The sequence below is a fragment of the Legionella longbeachae genome, assembly GCF_004283175.1.
GTDB classification, from domain to species: Bacteria; Pseudomonadota; Gammaproteobacteria; order Legionellales; family Legionellaceae; genus Legionella; species Legionella longbeachae.
The window spans coordinates 112,831-136,536 of record NZ_RXNW01000013.1 but is presented as its reverse complement, the minus strand read 5'-3'; the positions used below and the strand labels follow the sequence as shown (position 1 = coordinate 136,536).

Here is a 23,706-nt window from a genome sequence, read left to right as displayed (position 1 = left end):
GCAAACACACATTGTTCCTCATGCAAGAACATGGCGCAAAGCGCACGAGCAAGTTAAATGGAGGGTCAAAGATGGGGGTTCTCCCCGGCGCATCATCAGTTACTTGCATCAATGGTGTATGTGGTGGAGGAGAACAGCAGCATACTGGTTATACCAGGACTTGCTTTTATGGTTTTTGGACTCATGCTTGGGATGAGCGTGTGGCGGCATACGCCGCCAGGCTTCTTCATCGACATGCGGTCAACTCGGTCAAATCTGAGACACTTGGTGATGATTATCTAGCATCATCTGCTCTTCAAGTTGCGATTTGAGATCGATAAAATCGTTTGTTCTTACTATACATAATGCCTCCATGGCATCCAAATCGAAGCTAGGACAATAACGCATAAACCGGAAGGCCACGGCGGGCGCGCCGCGCACGCGGCGCACGTCACCGAACAAGCCCAGGTCGGGCAGTTGCCCTTTATATATTGCAAAATCAAACGACAACTTAGAATCAACACTAAACCAATTTTCATCCTTTTCAGTAGCCCAATTATTAAATTGTTTCGATGATTTTGGCTGTGAGGCAAACTTAGGCACAGGATAAAATGGCTCATTAGAGCAGTATTCATCAACAATATGCATAGGTAGTCGTTTTTGTGCACCACCAACACCTTCTTTCCACTGCTTATCAATGGCTCTCCAATTTTTTTCCCCTAGCGCGTTTAACGAATCTACTTGTGTTTGCAGCTCTTTGATGATGGTATTTTCGAAATCAAAATGCGTTTCAGTGATTGTTTTTCCATTAAACCTATAAGTGACTCCTTCGGTGTTAACTTTGTTGTATTGAGCAATCAATATTTCGAGTATCCGCTTACTTTCTTCATTCTGAGGGACGCACGTAATCATTTTTGCCCACATGTGTTTATCCAGAGCCCAAAGTGCATATTCAAAGCTACTTATGTTCTCAAATTCTCGCTCAGAACAATCCGTTACCTTGCCCCTTTTAAACATTAAACTTATATCATCTGTTAATATCAATTGAACAGCATCATGCTGACCACGCACGACGTGGTGCAGTAGCTTACGAACATCAACCATGGGTTTAAACAAAGACAAATGATATTTTGATGTCTGAGCCAAGTTCACTAAATCACGGTTTGATAAATTTTGTGCGGTTTCGAGTTCGAGTTCTACTGGTAATTCATCAAACATCTCAAATTTGTTTTGCATACTTTTCGTCTTATTTCTATTCATTTAAGTCAATTTTGAAAAAATTATACTTGAATCGATTGTAAATATAAACGGCTGTATGACTTTAATTGGAGCAAATGAGGGGGCTCAGAGATATTTAAACATTAATGCGAGGTCACACCCGTTTGAACTATGGTTTTAATCAATGTGATCTCAAAGAAATGGTTTCATTTACTGTACCGGCTAATTTTCGTTCCTTTCGTGTGATGGAGAAGATTGGAATGATACGTGATTTGAATGGTGATTTTGCTCATCCTAATTTACCTTTGGATCACAGACTTTCACAACATATTTTATATAGAATTCAGAAATTAAAATTTAAAAATATTTGATTGTTTTTAAATAAACATTCAAGACTGATCAAGTAGACTCCTTGTTTCTTCGTGAACATAGCTTGTTAGACATAGATTATCCCTAAGCGAATCATAAAAAATACATCAGAGCTTTAGTTGATATTAAGTAAAAGAATCTTCATGAAGAGCTTGCCTCCAAAATATGCAAAATATTTGTTTCAAATCTAATTTAAGACACTGGATGATATAGTTACTAAAAAGTAACTAATTGACTGATTAATAATGAATTTATATTCTTTAAATGAACTTAATTATTAATATAAGGAGTGTTTGTATGAAAGAAAAAATTATAAAAAAAATTGTCCAGCAAAAAATCTTAAAGAAAGAAAAAGGTTGGTGCAGGCCCTGTACTAGTATTGGTTAATTCCACGGAATCACAGCATATTTACGGGTATGCTGTGTGAATCAAATATTATGGCTTTGAATATAAATTAAATTATGAATCTACCTGATTTAAACAAATTGATAAGTTATGAAAATGATAAAATCATTTCTCGATATCGCAAGGACTATCCTAACTCTAAAATGAATGCAGAAGATGCTCTCAAGGAATTCATGAAATTTGTTTGGCTTTGTCACAAACATAGGGTGGAAAAAAAGAATTGTACTAAGGGTAACTCACTTGCTTTTTCATGCGTCATACATTCGGACATGCGTGACATAGATAATATGTGGCATACCTTCCTTTTGTTTACAAGAGATTATCATGATTTTTGTGATCTTTATCTTGATGGAGTTTTTTTTCATCATGACCCATTAATAAATCCAGATAGGAAGGTGTTTGATAAAAATGATGAAGAAGAGTTAACTTTATATTTATCCTACATCTATGACAATTTAGGAGAAGATACATTGATAAAATGGTTCCATGACTCCATTGCAATTGAGGATGGTTCGTTGAAGTGAAAATTTTTAGGGAATAAACAAGAATAGATTGGTGCTTATGAGGATGCTTCTGCATCTTCAAAATTTTTCTCAGCTGCCATTATTGCATCCATATTTTTTTCGGTCCATGTTGTGAGTAAATTAAGGATATTACCCAATTCATTGCCTAATGTTGTTAATGAATATTCGACTTTCATAGGTAATACTGGAAAAGATTCCCTGTTTATAAATCCAAAACGTTCCAATTTATTGAGCGTTTGAGCTAACATTTTCGAAGAAATTCCGCTAACTTCACGTTTTAATTCACCAAAACGGTAAGTTTGTTTTAACAATAAATTAATTATTAAAATTGACCATTTATCACTAATCCCTTCAAGCACATTATGGGAGGGGCATCTTTCACTGTAGACACTAAATTTTTTAAGAGACATTCTGTAGCCATATAAAGTTAAGATTTTATAAAAACGAATATTTTATTTACCATTTTAATAGGCACTTTAATTGAGGCAAATGCTAACTACAAGTAGAGCCACTAAAAATCAGCTATATTTTTTCTTGATGATTAGACACTTGTAACGTTGGTTCCTGGAGTATCTTGTTCTTGTAAGGAAACAGGAGGGAGTTCCAATTCTTGTTGAATTTTATGTATTTCTTGTTTCATGGTACAGAACTTATTGCTATTACTTTCCGTGATTAATAATATATTTCGTATTTTTGCAGCATATTCTGGTACGCAATTATTTCTCTCAGCTTCAGTTGCGAGTTTGTCATAGCTCTCTATCGTCTCCCTAAGAGCTGAAAATGTTTTTCTATAACTTGAGCTAAATATATTTAAAATCCAATGTGTGAAACCGCTGGACGTGTTTATTACCTCTCTAGCGTGTGCAATCGTACGCTTATCTGTCATAGATTTTTTATTGGAAATTATTGCTTCTTTATGCAAATTACCAAATTTACGTTTAATTTCATTTGTTGTCTTGATCTGTTCATTTATTTTATTCTCTAAATAATCAATTTTTTGGATTATATTTAATTTACTGTAATTCTCAGGTTTGTTTTCATATAGCTTTATGCCTTGTTGATATATTGCTTCAACATATTGTTCTAAGGATTGAGATATTTCTGTTATATTTATCCCTAGAGTTGCAAGTGTTTGTATAGATAAGGCAATTGTCCTTATTTTTTCCATTTCAGTCTTATAACTCGTTAATACATGGATTAAGGCTTGAGCATGTTTTTGAATCTCCTGCATTGGCATATCACTATCGCTAGAGTTAATAGATTGTTGAAATTGTTGTTGGCTTCCAATCCATTCATCTATGGAGATTTCTGGTAATGTACTGTCAAGTTGTTTTAACTCTTTCTCTAATTCTTCAATTTGCTTTTTCTGATTTGTAAAAGGGGTGAGCGATTGTTCAAGATCAGATTGAACCTTACTATTTGCTGCTTCTATTTCCTTACTGTGCAATATGTCTGGCAGCGTAGGGGGGCCCCATGGGTTAAATTTTTTATTTAAATAGCTACCTAACGAACTTCTGACATGTGTTAATAATTGTTCTCGTTGTATTGAATCAGGCTCTAATCCGAGATCATCACACAACTGGTTCATTTTTTTTTCATTAGGATAATTTATCCAAAATCGGTCCATATTTAATGGAATTTGCTTCATAAATTTAGAAAATATGGCCATACGTTTTTGCTTTTCATGAAATGGCTTTCTGGATTCATCATATTTTTGCTGTATCTTTTCTAGAGCCAAACACAGGCTAGGAGCCGCACCTTTTGATTCTTGTAACTTTGCTAAGGCATCTGTTGTAGTTTTAACTTGATAAGGCACCATAAATGCTTTGACAGTGTTCAGATCTTTTGAGTGTGCTTCCTCCGACTCAAGCCAGTTTTGTATGGCTCGAACAAGATTTCTATTTTCGTGTAATATTTGTTTTACTGAATCTGGGGCACTGCTTAATAAGGGTTCAATATATTCGGGTTTACTTTTAAGTAAGGAAGATATGATAAAGTTTTGTTGCTCTTTTAGACTCGGGTTCCTAAGCAGCTCTAAAGCAAATTCTGGATTATTTCCTAAAAATGCAGCAAAAGTTTCTGTTACACGCGTAGCAGGAGATAAAGAACCAACAAGAGAAGGATTTTCTTTAAAAAAGCTCAGGGCAATCGCAGGTTGCTTTTCAAGTAGTTCCGATAATAATCCATTATCTTGTGAATAATGGCTCAGAGCTAATTGAGGCGCTTTAAGCATCAGTGTTTTTTTCGTTTCGGCTAGAATTGTAAAGGCATTGGGAATTTTACCTTCGACTCTTGATTTATTTTCAATGAGTTTCGTTTCTAATATGCTGATTAAGGTAATCGCTGCAATAACAGTTTCTGAAAATTTGTGAACGTCAGGCTTATTGGGCTCCAGGTTTTTAATCCATCCTTCTATGCCACCTAATAATTTATTAATCACTTCCTGATTTATTGATATACCACTCAGGGACAAACCACCAAATCCTTCTACCCAACCCTGATTTAATCCGTCAATTATTTGATCAAGATGCTCTCGTTCCGGACTGTTCGACTCCATTTTTTCTTTACGAAAAGCGGCTAAAGCTCCAATTGAGAAAACAATGGTCCAGGTTCGTTTTTTTCCAGATTTTTGTTCTAATTCAATAAACAGCTCGCCACCATTTGATGAGGCTTCGGCTATTTTTTTAAAAGTATTTCCATCACGATCTTTTGATTGTTTGTCAATAAATCCACTTAAGCTAGTGGTGATGCCTTGTATATATAAAGGAATACTCCCATCAGTTTTGGTTGTACCTTTATAAGTTTGTAATTGTTGGGCATATTTATTTAAAAATACGTCATTGAATTCTTCGGTAAACATATCTATTATCAAACCGTTTTGTAATTAATAAAGGGCAATATGTTTGAATATTAGTCTATTTATGGGTTTTTGAAAACCATAATTTCCAATTATCTGAGATTATTTTTCCTTCCGTATATCTTTTTTTATGTAAATCTAATTTTCCAATACCTTTAAAAAGAGAAAAGTAATTTTTTCGAGGGTAAAAAAAAGAGCGGGAGGCCACAACGATGTGATATATTTAATTGAAGGAAGTAAAAGTTAGTATTGGGGTTAGTTTATGGTTAAACAATTTATGCACCATTCTATACTAACAGAGCTCAAAGCAAATCTGTTACTTAGTTTACCCTTAATGGCCGCCTCGATTATTCATTCACTTGGACCTTTTGCAGGTACTGCTATGATTGCGCATTTAGGAAAAGATGCCTTGGCAGGTAGCGTCTTGGTAACAACAATCTGGATGGCTGGTATTACTTTCTGGTTTGGTCTTTTTCACGCAGTGAGTATCTTGGTCCCACAGCAAATTGGTGCTAATAATAATGAAGCGATCAGTAAAATTATGGGGCAGGCTTTATCATTAAATTTCTTTTCGTGGTTTCCGATGATGGGGCTACTTTGGGTAATACCCTTTTTAGTGCATTGGAGCGCATCAAATCAAGATATATTACAGTATGCAACGGAATATTCCCATTCACTTTTATTTGCTGTTCCTGGGGTAATTACAGTTGCAGTTATAGGCCATTTTTTAGTTGGAATTGGCAGAACTAAAATGAGTTTATGTATCAGCTTAATTGAAATACCGCTTGAAATTATATCTATTTATGTTTTTATTTTTGGGAAGTGTGGTGTTCCTGCTTTTGGTATAGCAGGAGTAGGTTATGGACTAGCATTTTCTTTCACATTAACCACTATAGTAATTTTTATTTATTTATCTTGTGCAAAGTTTGCAAAACCCTTCCGGATTTTTAAATATATCGGCACATTCAATTGGGCTTCTTGTAAAGAAATGTTAAGAATTGGCTTACCTATCGGTTTTACCTATTTTATCGAATTAGTTGGATTCACCGTTATCACTTATTTTGTTTCTCGATTTAATACTACAGCGCTTGCTGCTCATCAAATTATTTTGCAATTTGAGGGGGTTATTTTTAATATTCCTCATTCTATAGCTCAAGCAATTACAGTTCGAGTGGGAATCAATGTAGGACGCATAGATAAAACAGGAGTAATTTATGCAAGCTATGTTGGAATTGTGCTGGGGTTTCTTATTTCATTAATAATTTTTTTAGTCCTGGTATTATTTCCTGAACTTATGCTCAGTATTGATTTCGACACTCATAAACACCAAAATATCGTTCAGATTATTACACAGCTGTTTTATACTCTTGGAATATATCAGGTTTTTGATTCGATTCGTGTTTTAGAGGCTGGTGCATTACGTGGATTAAAAGATACGAAATTTACGATGTACACAAACATATTTTGTTTTTCAATTTTAGGAGTTTTATTAGCCTATATAATTGGAATTGTATTGCATCAGAATGTACAAGGCATCTGGTATGGTTTAGCATTTGGAATGATGTTAGGTGCAATTACTCTTTTCTATCGTTTAAAAAAGGTAATAGAAAATGCCGATTTATCTCAGCTATTAAAGATTTATTAAATTTCATGGGCCCGCAATAGCGATTTTATTCGATTTCCGGCTGCTGCCTAAACCGATAGGTTTTCCTGTTTCAGACTTGTTCCTAGTGGTTGACTCTCTTAACAGGAAAATTTACCAAAGAAACGGTGGACTTATCATCCGCTGTATAAGGATCCAAGATTGAAAAACCTGATAAAATGCTATTTTGCTAATATTTTGGTGTTGGACAAGATTCAAAATGATAATTTTGATAAGAATCATGGCGCGCTGTTTTATACTCAAAGAAGCGTTGTGGCAATTCCTGCGTACAGTAAGTAATAATAGAAGCATAAATATGGTTACACTGTGTTTTGATGGTACGAGTAGGTGATTTCATATTGGTCTTCGATCCAAACCAGTTGTCAGCCTGAGAGAACGATTAATGATAGAGATGCATTTTTAATTACGCGCTCAAATGGATTATATTCAGAAATATGATATGAAATTTTTTCTTTTAAACTTAATTTATTCTTAATATTCAATTTCTACACTTAATCCCCCAACAATTGTAACAGTTGGTGCTACTTGGCCAATATATTGTTTTAAATCAATATCATATATTTTTAAAGGAGATAATATGCTTACACCAGATCAAGTTGCTCTAATAGAAGGCATAAAACAGCAGCGACCGAAACTACCTGAAGCAGATATAAAAAAACTTATCGATAAGGCTCGTAGCGATGGTATTGATTTTCAAAATGAAAAAGACAACTCCTATACACTTTTTCATTATGCAATTCTTTTTGAAAACACAACTGCATTAAATTTACTGTTAAAAGAAAAAATTAATCTTAATGTCAAGGATAAAAATGGAAATGGTGCTCTTCATTTTGCAATTCTAAAACTGAATGATGAAGCAGCATTATCAATATTACGTTCCGGTGTAAAAATTGATATGAACTCCACTAATAATGAAGGAGATACACCTTTGCATCTCTATGCAAAAGGAGGGGACAAACGCGGGATAAAGTTGTTAAGTGAATTTCAACATAAATTCATGGCAAATATTTATTCAGCCAACCACAAAGGGGAAACACCTTTGCATTGTGCCATTACTCATGACAATATGTACTTTTTTACGTTTTTTGTTAATCCACTGATAAATAGATACTATGGTCAATCAGGAGCATTGGCATTAAAAAATATACAAAATCCCATTAGTGGGGATAACTTAGTTCATGTAGCTGTGAATAGATTAAGTAACACTGCCCTAGAAGACAATGACGCAAGAACATATACTATCTTGCATTTACTTGCATCTGCTGAGCCCTCTTTATTTGATCAAACAAATAAAGCCGGACTAATAAAAGGGTCTACGCCTCTAGATATTTTTAATAAACAAGGGGTTTCAAACAAAAAAATAGGAAATCTTCTTGCTCATCCTTCTGAAGTTTTCACAATTACTCAATGTGATAGACAATTGTTAGGTATTTTAGAAAGAAATTTCAACGGAACAAGCAAAGATATGCAAAAAGAGCTTAGTTTTGTTACCAAAGAATTAGCTGCTAACAAGGAAGAATTAAAAAGTGTTCAGAATGAATTAACAGAAGTAAAAGAGCAATTGTCAATGCTTACTATGCTGTTAAAACAACAATTACAACTACAAACAATACAGGAAAGCACACAACAACAATTCTCAGCAAAATTTTTCACTTCTTAAAGTTATGTTATAGGCACTATTGAAAAATGACAGGTAGTAGAGTCGTAGTTCTAATAAAATCACCAACCTACCTAGATCCTAACAGTACTGGTTTGCATCTATAATTTAAGCCCATAAGAGTACAGTTTTCTTTCAACAGGATAAGCATCAGGAGCAAATAGAACCATACAGGATAATTTGGTGAGTAACTGCTTGAAAATATATGTCATATCAAATAATTTGATATGACATATAAATATAATTAATTTGATTTGCTTAGTGCCATCTGGCTAAATTTAGTACGTCTGTAATCACAAGGAATGCTGAAAAATTAAGTCATTAAGACACCTATAGACAAATATACCGTCCATATTAATCAATAACAAAAGGTGTATGATGTCTAGTTTCAAAATTTCATTATCTGAAAATGCTAATCCCCGTTATATCTATGTGTCTCCAGAAAATGTAGTTCATGTTATGATCCCTATTATTTCTGCAGATCAAGTTGGAATTGGATTGGATAATACCTGCCAATCTGTTATAGCTTTAAAGGATTTTTTTGGCCGAAGTCATGATTCGGAACGAAAAAGAAGTTCTTGTTTACACCATCTTCAAGATTATAAAGCTCAATTAGAACATGATATTCAGTTATTAACTGAATGTGGCAAATCCACGGATGCTATCAGATCCAGACTGAGCCAAGTTGAATTTTATATTAGCGCATTAGGTGATGTGGTCAATAACCACGTGGGGCTATTAAACGGATTGAATTATGTTTTTCCTGAATACCCTCAAGCCTTTCAGAACTTAATCGCACAAACAGATTCTAATGTGTACGCAATGCGTTTAAAGCCTCGAACTGAGGATTTGATGTTACGAGCACACAATCCATTGTTTCATGTGCGAAGATCAGATCAACCACCTAGTGTTTTTTATAATGCTTTAATAAATCGATTTAGACAACTCATTGATTTTAGCAAGATTTCATCAGCCAGAGATGGATTCATCAATTTGGTGAAACAAAAAATTTATAATAAATGCAACAAGTCTTGTCCAGTAACTATTGGAGTATTCAAGCGATATCTTGCAGGCGCGTTTGGGGAATGTATCCCGGAGATTAATGTGCGCACTTCATTTTGTAATGATGCACATTTCTCCCAGGCATTAGATAATCTATCCTATTCTGATGAGGATGAAATAAAATCTGATCGGGAACTGTTTGAGTTACTTGATAATTTGTTATCTTCTTTTGGAAATTATGAGCCCTCTGAATCAAGCGCATTTTCTACAATTAGAAATGAAGCATCATTGGAGCAAAAAATTGAGAAGTTAAGCATCCTTACCCAGTTTTTTCTTGCTGAAATCAATATATATGCTCAAAGCCATCGATTGTTATCCGAAAAGTATAATTTTGCACAGCCACTTGACTCAAACGTTAATTTTGCAGATCAATTAGCACGAAATGTAAAAGAGGCAGTAGAAAATGGTGGTGAGGTAGAACAGGCGCTATTTAAATTTATTAACCAAAATCGGTCTCAATTCAAATTAACTCGAGAATTAACAATTCAAGAACAAGCCCAGATTAAGGAAAAGGCGAATGTTCATTTTCGTTCTATAAAAGATTCACCGCATATGGATGAATTTTTGGTCCTTGATACTGAGAAACAAGCAAATGCTCGATTTTACTATCACCAAGGGTCTATATGTTGTGATTTTACCAAATGGTATGAACAGACTCGTTTAAATGCAATTAGTAATACTGGCTTTTCTAAGGCCATGAGAGAAACCTCTGGGATGCCTGCCATGCTGCCTACGCGAGATAATAGTAGTATTGGTTTTGTTACCTTTGAACAAAAAGATCTGCGGCGATTAATTGAGCGATCCATTTCTGAAAATAATTTTGACAAAGCAAAGATGTTGCTTTTAAAAGTGGATAATGAATATGTATTTCAAAAATTAGGTCCTGACTTTTTTAAACAATACAGTGCAAATTCTGCTGCAAAAGCCTTATTTAATCGGTTACGTGCTAATATTACCTCATCACAAGTTTCTGATTTATTTAACGAAATAGTAGTCCAACGCAAACAACAATTACTTTTAACTCCTGATATGGCCCGCAGTCTTTATGTGGCCGTTCAAGATAGAAGAGAGTTGCCTATTGAGCGTGTATTAAAATATGGTAGTGCTGATGAAGTAAAAATGATATTGAACGACTTGGCTGTTTTAGGGAGAAATAATAATCCGGAAAGTGAAGGTTATCAGAATATAATCGATTTTGAGGTTTCAACAGCCGTTAACGGTAATTTACTCATTGAAGCTCCTCAGCAAACTGTCGAAAAATTACAAGAGATCATCACTCGCTATAGACGGTCAGGACATTTAGCGATGATCATGTCTGCAAGTATTTACAAGGCAGTCTTGGATGCTTATGGTTCTGAATCGGATTCATATAAAATAATGCAAACTTTAAGTAATAATTTTCCAGGTGACCCAACCCCTTATAAATTAATATATGCTTTACAATTATTAGGCATTAATATCCCAGAAGAAAATATTCGATATAACAATACAAAAAATACCCTTGAATATAAATCTGATGAAAATGCTAATAATGGCCTTCCCAAGAAAGGAGGTTCTGGTTTCATCATTGATAATATTGATCCAGGTCAATGGCGTATTATTGAAGAAATTACTGAGTTCCATGCGAACCGATTTGTGGTTTCAGCTAATTTAGAACAAATATTACACAATCAAATCAGCCAGTTGCAGGCGAGTAATGTCTTGGCCCGCTATACTTCACGAAAGGATAAGCTTGAAGCAGCTTTAATTTTATTGGGAATTCAATTTAGGCGATTGGACTTTGATGAGGGAACTAATCAGTTCCTGCTTTATGCCAATCAAGAGGAACAAGCAAAGATTAAGAAAATTAAGGATATTTTTGCGGGTCCTGATGCTTTTGGAATACCCTTTAATAATGAAGACAGACAATATACTCGTAATTATACGCCAGGACTTATTATCCCAGATAGAGGTCAAAATTTGTATGAGCTCGTCGAAGGCATTAGGTTAAGACAGATATCGCCAAGATTTTCAACTCGGAGAGTAGCGGAAACGGGAAGTGGTTCTATACCGCAACAATTTACTAATACGACTCAAAGAACATCAGCGCCAACCAGCCTTTACCGGGGAGCGATGTTTCAACCGCCGAGAGAGGAGCGATATTCTATACCAGAATCAACTCCAAGGCGTGGTGGTTAAATTAAATGATTGTTATTAGGTTAAGGAATCTATTCTTATTGCTAGTCCCGCTTTGTGCTCGGGATTTATGAACGAAACCCCATCACTTAACCCCGCGTACAAGCCGCGGGGCGTCGATGGAAAAGTGGGGTTCTGAAGTATATTTTGAGGTATTTATGGTTCATTATGAGCATTTCCCGTTTAATTTTGGATTGTTACTCAAATTCATTGCTAAACGTGGAATTGAATTAAAAGTCTTGGGGGATACAGATGCAGTGGCTGCAACACTCGGTACCCATACTGAATACCTTGTTAATTATATTTCAAAGTTAACTCCAGCTAATTATTATATTTTGTTAAGTGACAAACTTTACAGTAAATCGCTGATGCGTTTTTGTGGTATTTCAGTTGTAGAAGGAAGGGTGTTTGATAAACAAAATATACAAGGGGTATTGGATTTCGCAACCCAAATTGGTTATCCGGTTGTTCTTAAGCCTACCAATGGATCTGAAGGGAATTTTGTTTACCCAAACTTACAGGATGAAAAAGAATTGGTTCAAGCGTTTGAAGATTTTTCAAATTATACCAACCAATTCAACATGTTGGTGGAAAAACATTTTAATGGTAAGGATTATCGTTTTGTTGTGATTGATGGTGTTAACGAGCCTTTTGTTGTTTACCGTTCTTTACCTGAAATTACAGGTGATGGCATACATAGTATTAAAGAATTGGTAGATCAAGAAAACCATCGTCGTATGACCTTACGTACGAATTGTCTTTGTAAGCTATATTATGATGATCCCGATAGTTTAAGAACGTTACGCCATCAAAATCTTACACCGGATTCGATAGTAGACAAAGGGGTAAGGATTAAGCTTAGGTATAATGCGAATGTAAGTTGGGGCTCAGATTGCGAAACAATAGAGAATCATACTATTCATGCGAGTTATTTACAGCTTGCACAGAAAATACATGGCCTTCTACCTGGAAACAAATTTACCGCATTGGATTTATTAATTGAGGATATTAGTCAACCCTGTACCTCGATGAATTATGCTTTTTGTGAGTTTAATTGTGATCCCGGTTTTTCATTACATCATTTGCCTAGTCGAGGTAAGGCTCAAAATATCATAGATCCAATTGTTGACTTGCTTTTTCCAGAGACCAAAAAAAATGCATAAGGAATCAATTCACACAATTTTAGATCAAATTTCAAAAAAAATAGGTCATTTGTCGTTGGTTGAAAAAGAAAATATTGCAAGAGATCTTAAGTTGATCCTGAGTTTTATTAATTCAGGAGAATATAACAATACAGAATTACTTCATCGTAACCGCTTTGATACGCAAAAAAGAACTTATGAGTTTTTTTCATACATTCAGGGGTATTATCGTCATGCGATGGATTGGTTCGATTTTCTGCAAAATATTCCTCTCAAGGATATTACCTCTATCTTGGATATTGGACCAGGATTTTCACCAAAGCTCGCTTTGGCCTTAAAAAGAGCTAATTATACGGGTTCATTAACCTTATTAGACAAATCAGAAATAGCACTGCATGGATTAAAGCAATTTCTTGAGATGATGGGGATTTCTTTTGAAACGCATCTTCTTTGCGAGGATATTTTCGATAAGTCACATCACTGTTATCAATTAGTTGCCGCAAATCATTTGTTTGATGACTTAATTATCGATGCGTATTGCAACTCACATCAAACCTCTGCAAAAGAACTCTATGAAGATGAAATCTCTTTTATTAAAACTACGGAAGACATTATTTTGGGGTTTGATAAGACACGATTGCTTATGAATATTTCAACAGTATTTAGTAAAACAGTTGCCAGGAATGGCTATTTACTTATCAGGCATTATAAGGGACTCACTGAACAAGCGCTTGAATTATCTAATTGGCATGAATATGTGAGTCACTTTTTTGAAAATGTGGTGGTTTATTTGCAGAAAGAGGGAATGGTCGTTTTGGAAAGGAAAAATGGATTTGTTCTATTAAAAAATTTAATCAACAGAAATTAATTTTTTATGATAAAAAAAACAGAGTGTTTCCCATTGACTCCAGCCTTAGAAAAATTACTTGATTGTTATCGGTCAAAAAGGGCATTTAATCCGGCTTTTTATATAGAAGCTAAAATTAATTTACTATCCCGCTATTTTGAAAAAACGAAATTACGTGCAGCTGTTCTCGGCGTGAGTGGTGGCATTGATTCAGCAGTTACTCTTGCAATTCTTAATGAATTTTACAAGAAAAAGCGATCTTTTTTGAAAAAGTTAGTTCCTGTTTGCCTACCTTTTTTTAATTGTCAGGGAGCAACAGGACAAATCAACGCAGTGAGTGCAGCGGAACAAATTATAAAATTTCTTAACCTGGAATCAACAACCCTTGATTTGAGTCACTCACATGGTTTTTTGTATGAACAAATTGCAAAGGGTTTTAATTTCAAAAAAACAGCGTGGAGTCAGGGGCAACTTGTTTCCAATCTTAGAACCCCTGTATTGTATCAAATTGCCAATCATCTCAGTGAGGGGGGGGAGCCATGTGCTGTTTTTGGTACGATTAACAGAGATGAAGGAAGTTATGCAGGTTTTTTTGGTAAAGCGTCTGATGCGATGGTAGATATCCAATTGATTTCAGATCTACATAAGAGTGAAGTCAAAAAACTAGCATCATTTTTGAATATACCACAAGATCTTATTGATGCTCAGCCAACAGGAAACACTTATGATGGTAATACTGATGAATTAAGTTTTGGCTTTAATTACGACTTTCTGGAGTTATATACTTATTATCTTAATTTAACTGAATATAAAAAAGAGTTATTGATAGAAGGATTAGATCAACATAGTTATGTTAGATTTTCCGCATATGAAAAATTACTTATAGAACGCCATAATCGTAACAAGCATAAATACTTTGTAAAACCGCAGGGATTGCATTTTGATGTATATAGAAAATCAGTAACAGGGGGGTGGCTGGATGATGTGGATGAAAAAAAACCGGTAAACTTGTCATTATTCCAAAATCTCTTTGTTTTTGATGAATCATTTTTCAAAAAATATTGGAACAAATCAACCGTTTCTCCGCAGTCGCATACAATTTGCCCCTATGTTTTTAAAATAAAGGATGCCTTGTCTATGTCAGAGACAGAAGGGTTTTTGAGGATATTTAATCAACAAAAAACTTCCTATGCGGGTAATGATGGTTATCCTTCTGTTGATGGTAAACAATTAAGAGCAACTACTTATAGTCCCGGTCTGGCGACATTATTGTCTGAACGTTTAATCAGTTTTTTTGAGTATTATCTTTATGATGATGGTTATCAGCCAATAGATGGTGGAAAGAATACAATTTGGCGCTTGAAGGGATTTAGTCCTTTCTTTCGTTTTATAATGCATGAGCCCGGAGGGGAGTTAATTGGTCACTATGATGAGGGATATGAAGATGGCCGAGAAAAAACACTGTTTAGTGTTGTATTTTATTTAACGACTCAACCCATTCAAAAAGGAGGAGAGACGGTAATTTTATTAGACAAAGAAAGAAATATGCCGCTTTCTGAACGTTCATTTCAAGATGATGAAGATATTCCTGTTCATGATATTTTACATACTGTTTTACCAATTGAAGGGCATGCGCTAGTATTTCCTCATCGTATAAAACATGGCGTAACAAAGAACCTTGCGACTAAAAAACGAGCGGTAATCAGAGCAGACATTATTTATGAACGCCTTGGACCATGTTATTGCTCAACCCAAGAGAATAATAGGACACCCCAAAAGACGATCCTCGAGGATAAATTTTACTTGGCATACTATTTACAGACCTTGTCTCAAGAACGATTACGGGCTGCTGGATATATTGAAAATGCTAGTGTATCCCACGATGAAAAAAAACAGACTCAATGGTCAATATTACCTTTATTAAAAATAGGCAAAGAACTTCACGATGTGCAAACCGAAAAAAAAGAGTTAATCGTTTTACTGAGTACGGGTGGGTTTTACCCCATTCATCAAGGCCATTTTTTTATGATGTCCAAAGCAAAAAAAGCGTTGGAATTGGAAGGAAAAAAAGTAATAGGTGGTTTTTTCTCTCCCTCTCATCAAAATTATATCAGAAGCAAGTTTTATGCGAAGAATTATACTCAGAGAGAACATATAGATTTGCTTGCTCAATCAGTTGCAAATCACCCATGGTTAGATATTTGGTTATGGGAATATCTTGAAAATAAAGAACCAATAAATTTTACTGATGTCATTATTCGACTCGAATTTGAACTGGCAAAACATTTAAAAACGACACTTCCAGTCAAGGTTGCTTATGTATTTGGTGGCGATAACGCCACCTTTAGCTACGCATTTCTTGAGCGTGGCACAGGTATTTGTCTTTCTAGGCCTGGTGCCGAGAAAATATTTGATCAGGTCAGGAAAGATCCCCTTTTTCTCGGCAAAAATAATATCTATTTTTTAAATGAAGGATCTTTAGCCTTTGCAAGTGCAGCGATTCGCAAGAAAAATACTTTTTCTGAAAAAAATGGATGTAAAACAATTCATCTCAGAGAGGATGATCTTTTCTATCAATTATGGTTGAAAAAAAAATCGCCAGGAGATTTAATAAGGAAAAAGAATCAGTTTTTGGAGCAATTTGCTCATACGCTAAAGACAGCTTATTCTCGAGAGGCGAATGAGTTTTCGATTCAAATAAAATCATCCAGTCACCAAGCTTTAGAGATTAAAAAACTATTCCCGGACAAAACGATCTTAAGTGTAGATCCTTGCTACGTCGCGGAGTTTAACTTAGGGGTCTCTCGATATTTTCGTTTCGGGCTTCCCGAAATTAAACTAGGCTTCTCCGCTCGTCCTGAAGAGCAGTCTTTAACTCAGCAACTCCTATCTTTACCCAAGCAATCATATTGTCTCGTTGATGATGATTGTTTTACCGGGAAAACAATCGAATTTATAAAAAAAATATTACATAAGGAGCATATTGTCGAAGAGATTTATGTTTCAACTACAGGGCAGGCAAAAAATGAAATAGCAGAAATCATTGATTTACGAGATTTTATTGTGGGGTCGTATTATGGGGGGCTTGTTGCCTTGCTCCCCAATAAGAAGATAGCTAGAGTTCCTTATATTTACCCATTTGTGTTACCCTCTCTAAGATATCATTGTCCCGCTGAGGCGAATTTCAGTCTTTCTCTGGAAATTTGGAAATCTAACAGTGAGTTTTTTAGTGGTTGTCTAGAAAATTTATTAATAAAACATTGTGATAAGCCCTTTGTTAATCTGGCAACCTACCTGGGGTTTTCTGTAGAATGCTCTCTGCGAGAATTTTGTGACTTTTATGTAAAGCAATTTAATCGATTAGAATTATGATCTTATCCGAGTCTATCCGCTTAATGATAAATACAGTCAATGTTCCGTAATGAGGTGGGTTGACCATTCATTTCTACAACCAAGCCATTATTCTCCTATTTACCCATAGCGTCACATTAGCGCGAACGCTATGAACCAAGTGAATATAATCTTGTACTTTTTGATGTTCTAGCTCGTCAAATGGCCGATGTGCTCGAGCGTCAGCGTTTTCAGGATGCGCTTAAAGAGTCCGAACGCCGTAAAGATGAATTTTGGGTTGAGCTGGCACATGAACTACGAAATCCACTTTTTCCCGTCAAAAATGATATCTATTTATTGCAGCAGATTAAAAATACTAACAATCAACAATTGCTCCAAATGATGGAGCGACAGGTAAATCATATGGTACGTTTAGTTGACGATTTACTGGAGATCTCACGGATCACAACAGACAAAATAGAATTGCATAAAGAGGCGCTTAATCTGGTCAATATAATTAACAATGCAACAGAAGTTAGTAAACCATTATTAGATAGCAGGCAACATCAACTTGTTTTTTCTTTACCTCCTGAGCCACTCATTGTTTTGCCAACTTACTGAATAATAATGCAAAATATACTCATGAGAAAGGAGTTATTGCTGTGAATATCTCTCCTGAAAATATCAGAACTATTATATTAGTTAAGTATAATGGTATTGGTATTTCTATCGAGATGTTACCAAAAGTATTTGAAGTGTTTGCCCAGGAAAAGCGATTTGGTGATCCACAGTAATAGGGGACTAGGTATCGGCTTAGTCATGGTGCGCAGTTTAATGGAGGGCATGGAGGTAGTGTTAAAGCGTTTAGCGCTGGCTACAACCAAGGCAGTGAGTTTATTGTGTCCTTACAGTTTGATAGGAAAAACAGGAATAGTACAGAAGAAAATATAGTACTCTCTAAAAACACCTCTTTCGCAGAACTTCGAATATTAATTGTGGATGACAATCCTGATATTATAGATAGTTTATCCATGCTGCTTAGGTGTTGGGATGTTAAGGTACAAGCTTTCAATAATGGTACATCAGCGTTGACTGCTTTAGATGAATTTTATCCGCATATTGTATTATTAGACATGGGTATCCCTGATATCGATGGTTGCAATGTTGCAGAAAAAATTCGACAAAACTTACAATATGCTTCTATAAAGTTAGTTGCTTTAACTGGATGGAACCAGGAGACAGATCGCGTTAAATCAAAAGCAAGCGGCTTTAATGAACATTTAGCCAAGCCAGTAGATATTAGTGACTTATGTAAGTTACTTAATAAACTTATTATTGAATAGGGTGGGTTAGCTTTTGGTAACAGGGATATCTAACAAAAAACGATATAGACTGGCTGCACTAAATAATGATTATTTAAAATCAGTGAAAAAGAAATTGCTGGGTTTAATGAGCCTGTGTCCTAAAAAAAGAGTAAGTCGCTTTGCCTTTTGCTTTAGCTTGATACATGGCAATATCAGCATTCGCAAAAAGGCTTTGCATATCCGAACCATCTTTAGGGTATAATGCGACTCCAATACTGATGGAGGTCTTAATGAGTAGTTCATCTATTTTAATCGGATTATTGAAAGCGGATAAAATGCGCTCGAAGATTTTAATTAAATCATTTTCTTGATGGACTTGTTCAAAAATCAGGCCAAACTCGTCTCCTCCTATTCTTGCAAAATAATCAATTTTCCGTAAATATGGAGTTATAATTTCAGGCAAGGCCATTAATAGTTTATCGCCATAGACATGGCCAAAAGTATCGTTTATCACTTTAAAATTATCCACATCAATAAAACATAAACCCAATTGGGTTTTGTTCCTGTTAGCTCGGGCTAAGGCATGTTCCAAGTTGTCAAAAAAACTCTGTCGATTGGGTAAATTGGTTAAAGTATCATAATGAGCCATTTTTATTAGCTTCTTCTCATTGTTTAGTCGTTCAGTAATATCACTAAAAATGATAGCTGCTCCTATAACTTTTTGATTTATTATGACAGGGATACAAGTATATTCTACTGAAAGGCAACTATGATCTTTTTTCCAGAATACAGCCTCTTTTACACTGGTTATCGTTTGCTCCTGGATGGCTTTATAAATCAATGTGCCCTCAATTTGTTTGAGAGAGGTTATTTTCTCACACAAAATTTTAATTATGGATTCATTTTTTAATTCGTTACTTGAGTAGCCTAGTAATTTTTTAGCAGCTGGATTAATAAAGGTGATTTTATAATTGACATCTATCCGAAATATACCTTCACTCGCAGCATTTAACAGTAATAGGTTTTTTGCCTTTTCCGTTTTGAGCTGCATCGTTTTTGCATAAGCCAGATATTGGATTAAATAGCGTTGGCCGTAGAGTATAAATAAAATGATATTCATCAACACACAAAAAAATAGAGTTGTTGTTAAGGCAAACCATAACTGCCAGGGAAATCGGTTTAACGGAAAATATGGAGATAAAGTAGCAGTGATATTCCATGCTGAATCTGCAAAATGTTTTGTGTAAGAAATATTAAATAATTCATCAGGATTGTATGGCATGGTTTTATTATAAATCTCAAAAATGGGGGTGTTTAAATCAGGTGAATTTAATTTAATCCTGAGGTTTGGGTAATTAAAAAAATTATTAAAAAACTGATTGAATAACTTAATAAAATTAATCTGAAAAATAGTAAATCCTACAACCTGATTAGATCGATAAACCGCAGAAATAATGAACATCTTATCAACTTTTCCATCCTTCTCTAATATTACAGGTGTGTCGCTTAGCCTATTAAAAATATTGGGATTTGATAATAAATCAAAACCATCAGGAAAAACATCATGAATTTTTGAAACGGTAAAAAGAATAGGGTAATACACCGATTTTTTCTTTGAAGAGGAATAATTTTTAGAGTTTTTTTCCAAAATTTCAAGATGGTATTTCTTTTCAAAGTCCTCTTTATTGCTTACTTTAGGTGCCCATTGTATGGATTGAATGATTGAATTTTCTTGTAACAGCAAAGTTCCTAGATGTTGGAATTCTTCTTTATTGACCATGGGGGTTGTGGCAAGAAAAAATGAAATTGTCTGGGCAGTTGCTTTTGTTAATTTAAATTTTTCAGTGAGCAGGTTAAATTTATATTGAATTATGCCAGCGAATTTTGATTGTACATGTTTAAATTCTGAGTATCTATAAAATACATGAGCAATAACCACGATAATAAACGTCAAACATAAAGGGACTAGGATGGGTATTATTCGACTTCTCCATAATTTTCGGGGTTTAGCAAATAAAATCAGGAAAACTGGAGTAAAAATGAGCGAACCAATACTGTCTCCTATCCACCAGGTAATCCAGCTCAGAGAGAGGTTTTCAGAAGATATTACACCTAAGAAATACAAACCTATGTTACTTATGGTTGCTGCAACGATACAAGAGACTGGTCCTGTAAGAAGTGCAAAAATAAGAATATCGTTGGGAAGATGTAGGGGGTTATTTAATCGGACAAAACGTTTGACAAGCCACCAGCCAAATAAAGCCTGAAGTAAAGCTCCAGCTCCTGTTATTAACCCAGGAAATAATTTTGAAAAATCCATTAAATCACTAACATTATTAAGTGTTATGTAACAATTAAGGATAAATGAAGCAATAAAAATTCCAGGTAAAGTTCGTAAATTCCAAACAAGTACAGAACCAAGTGCAATTCCTGATGATGCCCAAATTGTGGTTGCATAACCTGGAGGTACGGCAAGCATGAGCCCTAAAAAGCCGCTTAAAATATAGAAAAAAATGACAACCAGATTATATTGAATTATTTTTTTAAAACCGATTTTTTCTTTCATTATTAAAAAATATGGGGCAATTTTGTATTTAATAAAAATGCGATCATTTTCTATTATGCTTATTGAATGTTTAATTAAAGTGTAGTCGAAAAATAGATTTTAATTAAGAAAATATCACTTTGTTAAATTAACAGCTATCTTAATCATCTAATCCTGAAAAATTAGTTTTTAAAGGGTTAGCTCATATCTATAAGATTATTATTTTGATAAAGTTTTCATGATCATCATAATTAATTAAGGATAATATGATGTATGTTTTAAACAAATTGGGTGTTTACTTTGTAGGACTTGTTTATTCTTTTATTTTATTTTTACGCTTTATGGGGCATTTATATTGCAGTCTTATTAATATGCTGATGGGGCGATTACGCCTCTCGTTGCTTAATATTGTGAGGACAATATATTATGCAGGTGTCAAGCTTGTAATTCCTTTTATGTTCATCAGTACTTTCTTAGGTATTTCAATGGTGATGAAAGTTAATAGCATCCTTACTCCCTATAATTTGCAACGTGATGGGCGGCTCATCGCGCAGAATATTTTAACCCATGATTTAGTGCCTTTTATCATTGGAGTATTGTTATGCATACAATGTGCATTAAACTTCATTAATGTGAAAGTAAATGAAGAGGATCTTAATGTACCTCAACAAGTTGTTGTTAACCATATATTGCCAGTACTCATTGGTATTAATATAGCCGGCGGGCTGTTGTATGCTTATGCTATTGCTGCATTTTTTATAAGTATTTATGTTACGTACCAATATTTTTTGTACACGAATCTCTATGTTCCTATGATACGTATACTCACTGCAATAACGCTTTATGACGTGGTCTACTCAATTTTAAAAACCACCCTTTATTGTACCATTGTTAGCTTGACAATAGGGTATTACTATTATGACATGGCTGTTCGAAACCTTTCATTAAGATTAACTGTATCACGGATGATGACGAGAGGCTTTTTATGGCTTACTCTTACAGGGCTTTGTTTGAATTATTTGGAATAGGATGGTTATGCATCAAGAACGATATTATACATTCGTGGGAATTTTTGTTGTAGGTGCACTGTGCTTGATGTTTTTTGCCGCCAGATTTTTATACAAGGAATACTTATTAGCGCGTCATGATACTTATGTCATGTTTTTTCAAGGTTCATTAACAGGTTTAAAAGTTACTTCAAAAGTGACTTACCGTGGGGTTAAAATTGGGGAAGTAAAGCGTATTGAAATTGCAGAAAATAAAGATAAAACGGAAGTTGAAATACCAGTTTACGTTGATTTTTATGTTGCAAGAACCTTTGAAGCTAAATATCATCCCGTTGATATTTTAATAAAAAAAGGGTACGCAGCTACAGTAACCCAGACTAACTTTTTGACTGGAGATGCCGAGATTGCCCTAATTCCATCTACAAAATCTACAGAAACATTTCCTGCTAAAAAAGGTTTTTATAATCAATATCCAATTTTTCCAACGATAGAAAATAAAAAATCAACGTCTTTTTCTGATGCATTAACTTCAGTTAAAATAACGCTAAATACTATTAATAATTTGCTACAATCTAAAGAAGTTGCGCAAATACTTAAGCATACCAGAGCTATGGCCGAGAGTATTGAAAAGTTAGCCAATAATCTTGATCAAAATACGGTACCGGTTATTGCTTATTTTACTCAAGCTTTATCACAATTTTCAAAAGCAGCGAATTCATTTGAAAATTTAACTGATTATTTATCGCGTCACCCCGAATCTTTAATACGGGGTAAATCGTGAAAAATTAAATAGCAATTATGGCAGTATGATTTGTTACCTCATTATGAGGAAATATCATGACTTATCATGAAAAGATCGCACAGTTTTAGCAATATCTTGTGTCAAATGTGTCAGGTTATTGTTCATACTGGAAATAAGATTTTCTATTGTGATGTTGGAAACTTTTAATCGATAATAAATGTCTTTTTTCTTAACAATATTATTTTCGTGATAAAGGATGAATTCAGCGCGCAATATGCTATTACCTTGCATATCGATAGAAAATTGCTCAATGTCAATTTGTAATTGATAGTTTGGTTTGAATTTAGCATTCCAGGGTGAGGTTTCGACAATGGCGCCGGGTAATAAGCTGGCTAAATTGGTTGAAATGACGCTTTTTATGTTTTTATCAAGGGTTCCAGCCCATTGATGGTACTCTTCTAACTCGACCCGGTTGGGCGAATAGGAGATCATGACTTGAGGTTTTTCAAGGTATGCGGGAATGGTAATGTCATCAATGCCCAAATATAAGTTATTATAGTGAGTTATCTGTTTATTTGGCAAAGAGATAGGATTTAATAGATAATACTGCGGTTCCTTGCTCCGAGTACAAGCAACTAAAATAAAGCCTAATACGATGAGACTTATTTTTTTTATCATTGCATATTCCTTGTAATAACAACTTTAGCTATTGTGCTCAATTATCCTAAACCTGGTTGTTGTATTTCTTAATAGGTTCGACTGTTAAATTTAGGATTATATAGATAAACTGTAGGTAAACAAATTCAAAATATATTTCGATAACCCATTTGCTTAGAAGAATGCGAAATAAACTAGATTAGTCTTCTCCAGGAGTTTCATC

Annotated in this window: 19 protein-coding genes; 14 read left to right on the top strand and 5 right to left on the bottom strand. The window is 34.5% G+C overall.

Features of this window, described 5'->3' with window-relative positions; genetic code table 11:
- Positions 1 to 311 (top strand): hypothetical protein (locus EKG34_RS13895; RefSeq protein WP_242616754.1); only part of this gene is annotated, 311 nt, incomplete at its 5' end.
- Here EKG34_RS13895 and EKG34_RS13890 read toward each other — a convergent pair.
- A complete protein-coding gene (locus EKG34_RS13890; protein WP_003631890.1) occupies positions 250 to 1,215 on the bottom strand; it encodes a hypothetical protein in 966 nt (321 codons plus the stop codon). The genes EKG34_RS13895 and EKG34_RS13890 overlap by 62 nt on opposite strands.
- 128 nt (positions 1,216 to 1,343) lie before the next feature.
- On the opposite strand from EKG34_RS13890, the gene EKG34_RS13885 reads away from it, so the two are divergent.
- Positions 1,344 to 1,568 (top strand): GNAT family N-acetyltransferase, encoded by a 225-nt coding sequence (locus EKG34_RS13885; protein WP_223800012.1) that lies wholly within the window; start codon positions 1,344 to 1,346, stop codon positions 1,566 to 1,568.
- 459 nt (positions 1,569 to 2,027) lie between these two features.
- The gene (locus EKG34_RS13880; RefSeq protein ID WP_003631887.1) at positions 2,028 to 2,495 is read left to right on the top strand and encodes a glycine-rich domain-containing protein; all 468 of its coding nucleotides are present in this window, start codon (positions 2,028 to 2,030) and stop codon (positions 2,493 to 2,495) included.
- A 35-nt stretch (positions 2,496 to 2,530) separates the two neighbouring features.
- Here the strand turns inward: EKG34_RS13880 and EKG34_RS13875 are convergent, their stop codons facing one another.
- The gene (locus EKG34_RS13875; protein ID WP_003631886.1) at positions 2,531 to 2,905 is read right to left on the bottom strand and encodes a winged helix-turn-helix transcriptional regulator; all 375 of its coding nucleotides are present in this window, start codon (positions 2,903 to 2,905) and stop codon (positions 2,531 to 2,533) included.
- A 131-nt stretch (positions 2,906 to 3,036) separates the two neighbouring features.
- Positions 3,037 to 5,355, bottom strand: a complete 2,319-nt coding sequence (locus EKG34_RS13870; protein ID WP_003631885.1) for a hypothetical protein — start codon at positions 5,353 to 5,355, stop codon at positions 3,037 to 3,039.
- Positions 5,356 to 5,614: 259 nt separating this feature from the next.
- Between EKG34_RS13870 and EKG34_RS13865 the strand changes: the two genes are divergently transcribed.
- The 9 genes from EKG34_RS13865 (at position 5,615) to EKG34_RS13825 (ending at position 18,571) form a co-directional block, all read left to right on the top strand.
- Positions 5,615 to 6,997: an MATE family efflux transporter gene (locus EKG34_RS13865; protein WP_003631883.1), complete on the top strand. Its 1,383-nt coding sequence runs from the start codon at positions 5,615 to 5,617 to the stop codon at positions 6,995 to 6,997.
- Between the two features lie 595 nt (positions 6,998 to 7,592).
- Positions 7,593 to 8,675 carry an ankyrin repeat domain-containing protein gene (locus EKG34_RS13860; RefSeq protein ID WP_003631878.1) on the top strand — a complete coding sequence of 361 codons (1,083 nt, stop codon included), beginning with the start codon at positions 7,593 to 7,595 and terminating at the stop codon, positions 8,673 to 8,675.
- 375 nt (positions 8,676 to 9,050) lie between these two features.
- Positions 9,051 to 11,912: a hypothetical protein gene (locus EKG34_RS13855; protein WP_003631877.1), complete on the top strand. Its 2,862-nt coding sequence runs from the start codon at positions 9,051 to 9,053 to the stop codon at positions 11,910 to 11,912.
- A gap of 116 nt (positions 11,913 to 12,028) precedes the next feature.
- Entirely contained in the window at positions 12,029 to 13,072 is a 1,044-nt protein-coding gene (locus EKG34_RS13850; RefSeq protein WP_003631876.1) for an ATP-binding protein, read from the top strand.
- Positions 13,065 to 13,919, top strand: coding sequence for a hypothetical protein (locus EKG34_RS13845; RefSeq protein WP_003631875.1), 855 nt, complete (start codon positions 13,065 to 13,067; stop codon positions 13,917 to 13,919). The genes EKG34_RS13850 and EKG34_RS13845 overlap by 8 nt, the downstream gene beginning before the upstream one ends.
- A 6-nt stretch (positions 13,920 to 13,925) precedes the next feature.
- Positions 13,926 to 17,270 carry an NAD(+) synthase gene (nadE, locus tag EKG34_RS13840; protein ID WP_003631873.1) on the top strand — a complete coding sequence of 1,115 codons (3,345 nt, stop codon included), beginning with the start codon at positions 13,926 to 13,928 and terminating at the stop codon, positions 17,268 to 17,270.
- Positions 17,271 to 17,450: 180 nt separating this feature from the next.
- Positions 17,451 to 17,849 carry a sensor histidine kinase gene (locus tag EKG34_RS13835; RefSeq protein WP_049774973.1) on the top strand — a complete coding sequence of 133 codons (399 nt, stop codon included), beginning with the start codon at positions 17,451 to 17,453 and terminating at the stop codon, positions 17,847 to 17,849.
- A complete protein-coding gene (locus EKG34_RS19005) occupies positions 17,846 to 18,022 on the top strand; it encodes an ATP-binding protein (protein ID WP_080619793.1) in 177 nt (58 codons plus the stop codon). Before EKG34_RS13835 ends, EKG34_RS19005 begins: the two co-directional genes overlap by 4 nt.
- A gap of 105 nt (positions 18,023 to 18,127) precedes the next feature.
- Positions 18,128 to 18,571 carry a response regulator gene (locus EKG34_RS13825; RefSeq protein WP_049774974.1) on the top strand — a complete coding sequence of 148 codons (444 nt, stop codon included), beginning with the start codon at positions 18,128 to 18,130 and terminating at the stop codon, positions 18,569 to 18,571.
- A gap of 103 nt (positions 18,572 to 18,674) precedes the next feature.
- Here EKG34_RS13825 and EKG34_RS13820 read toward each other — a convergent pair whose 3' ends face one another.
- Positions 18,675 to 21,098 (bottom strand): diguanylate cyclase domain-containing protein, encoded by a 2,424-nt coding sequence (locus tag EKG34_RS13820; RefSeq protein ID WP_003631872.1) that lies wholly within the window; start codon positions 21,096 to 21,098, stop codon positions 18,675 to 18,677.
- A 245-nt stretch (positions 21,099 to 21,343) separates the two neighbouring features.
- On the opposite strand from EKG34_RS13820, the gene EKG34_RS13815 reads away from it, so the two are divergent.
- Positions 21,344 to 22,105: an ABC transporter permease family protein gene (locus EKG34_RS13815; RefSeq protein WP_223800013.1), complete on the top strand. Its 762-nt coding sequence runs from the start codon at positions 21,344 to 21,346 to the stop codon at positions 22,103 to 22,105.
- A 7-nt stretch (positions 22,106 to 22,112) separates the two neighbouring features.
- Positions 22,113 to 22,865: an MlaD family protein gene (locus EKG34_RS13810; protein WP_223800014.1), complete on the top strand. Its 753-nt coding sequence runs from the start codon at positions 22,113 to 22,115 to the stop codon at positions 22,863 to 22,865.
- A 54-nt stretch (positions 22,866 to 22,919) separates the two neighbouring features.
- Here EKG34_RS13810 and EKG34_RS13805 read toward each other — a convergent pair whose 3' ends face one another.
- On the bottom strand, positions 22,920 to 23,504 hold the full coding sequence (locus EKG34_RS13805; protein WP_003631869.1) for a PqiC family protein: 585 nt from the start codon (positions 23,502 to 23,504) through the stop codon (positions 22,920 to 22,922).
- Positions 23,505 to 23,706 lie beyond the last annotated feature (202 nt).

Bases quoted from the DNA above. Each gene is read 5' to 3' on its own strand.
- EKG34_RS13890 (WP_003631890.1), bottom strand. From the start codon at position 1,215: ATGCAAAACAAATTTGAGATGTTTGATGAATTACCAGTAGAACTCGAA.
- EKG34_RS13885 (WP_223800012.1), top strand. From the start codon at position 1,344: ATGCGAGGTCACACCCGTTTGAACTATGGTTTTAATCAATGTGATCTC.
- EKG34_RS13880 (WP_003631887.1), top strand. From the start codon at position 2,028: ATGAATCTACCTGATTTAAACAAATTGATAAGTTATGAAAATGATAAA.
- EKG34_RS13875 (WP_003631886.1), bottom strand. From the start codon at position 2,905: ATGTCTCTTAAAAAATTTAGTGTCTACAGTGAAAGATGCCCCTCCCAT.
- EKG34_RS13870 (WP_003631885.1), bottom strand. From the start codon at position 5,355: ATGTTTACCGAAGAATTCAATGACGTATTTTTAAATAAATATGCCCAA.
- EKG34_RS13865 (WP_003631883.1), top strand. From the start codon at position 5,615: ATGGTTAAACAATTTATGCACCATTCTATACTAACAGAGCTCAAAGCA.
- EKG34_RS13860 (WP_003631878.1), top strand. From the start codon at position 7,593: ATGCTTACACCAGATCAAGTTGCTCTAATAGAAGGCATAAAACAGCAG.
- EKG34_RS13855 (WP_003631877.1), top strand. From the start codon at position 9,051: ATGTCTAGTTTCAAAATTTCATTATCTGAAAATGCTAATCCCCGTTAT.
- EKG34_RS13850 (WP_003631876.1), top strand. From the start codon at position 12,029: ATGGAAAAGTGGGGTTCTGAAGTATATTTTGAGGTATTTATGGTTCAT.
- EKG34_RS13845 (WP_003631875.1), top strand. From the start codon at position 13,065: ATGCATAAGGAATCAATTCACACAATTTTAGATCAAATTTCAAAAAAA.
- nadE (WP_003631873.1), top strand. From the start codon at position 13,926: ATGATAAAAAAAACAGAGTGTTTCCCATTGACTCCAGCCTTAGAAAAA.
- EKG34_RS13835 (WP_049774973.1), top strand. From the start codon at position 17,451: ATGGCCGATGTGCTCGAGCGTCAGCGTTTTCAGGATGCGCTTAAAGAG.
- EKG34_RS13820 (WP_003631872.1), bottom strand. From the start codon at position 21,098: ATGAAAGAAAAAATCGGTTTTAAAAAAATAATTCAATATAATCTGGTT.
- EKG34_RS13815 (WP_223800013.1), top strand. From the start codon at position 21,344: ATGATGTATGTTTTAAACAAATTGGGTGTTTACTTTGTAGGACTTGTT.
- EKG34_RS13810 (WP_223800014.1), top strand. From the start codon at position 22,113: ATGCATCAAGAACGATATTATACATTCGTGGGAATTTTTGTTGTAGGT.
- EKG34_RS13805 (WP_003631869.1), bottom strand. From the start codon at position 23,504: ATGATAAAAAAAATAAGTCTCATCGTATTAGGCTTTATTTTAGTTGCT.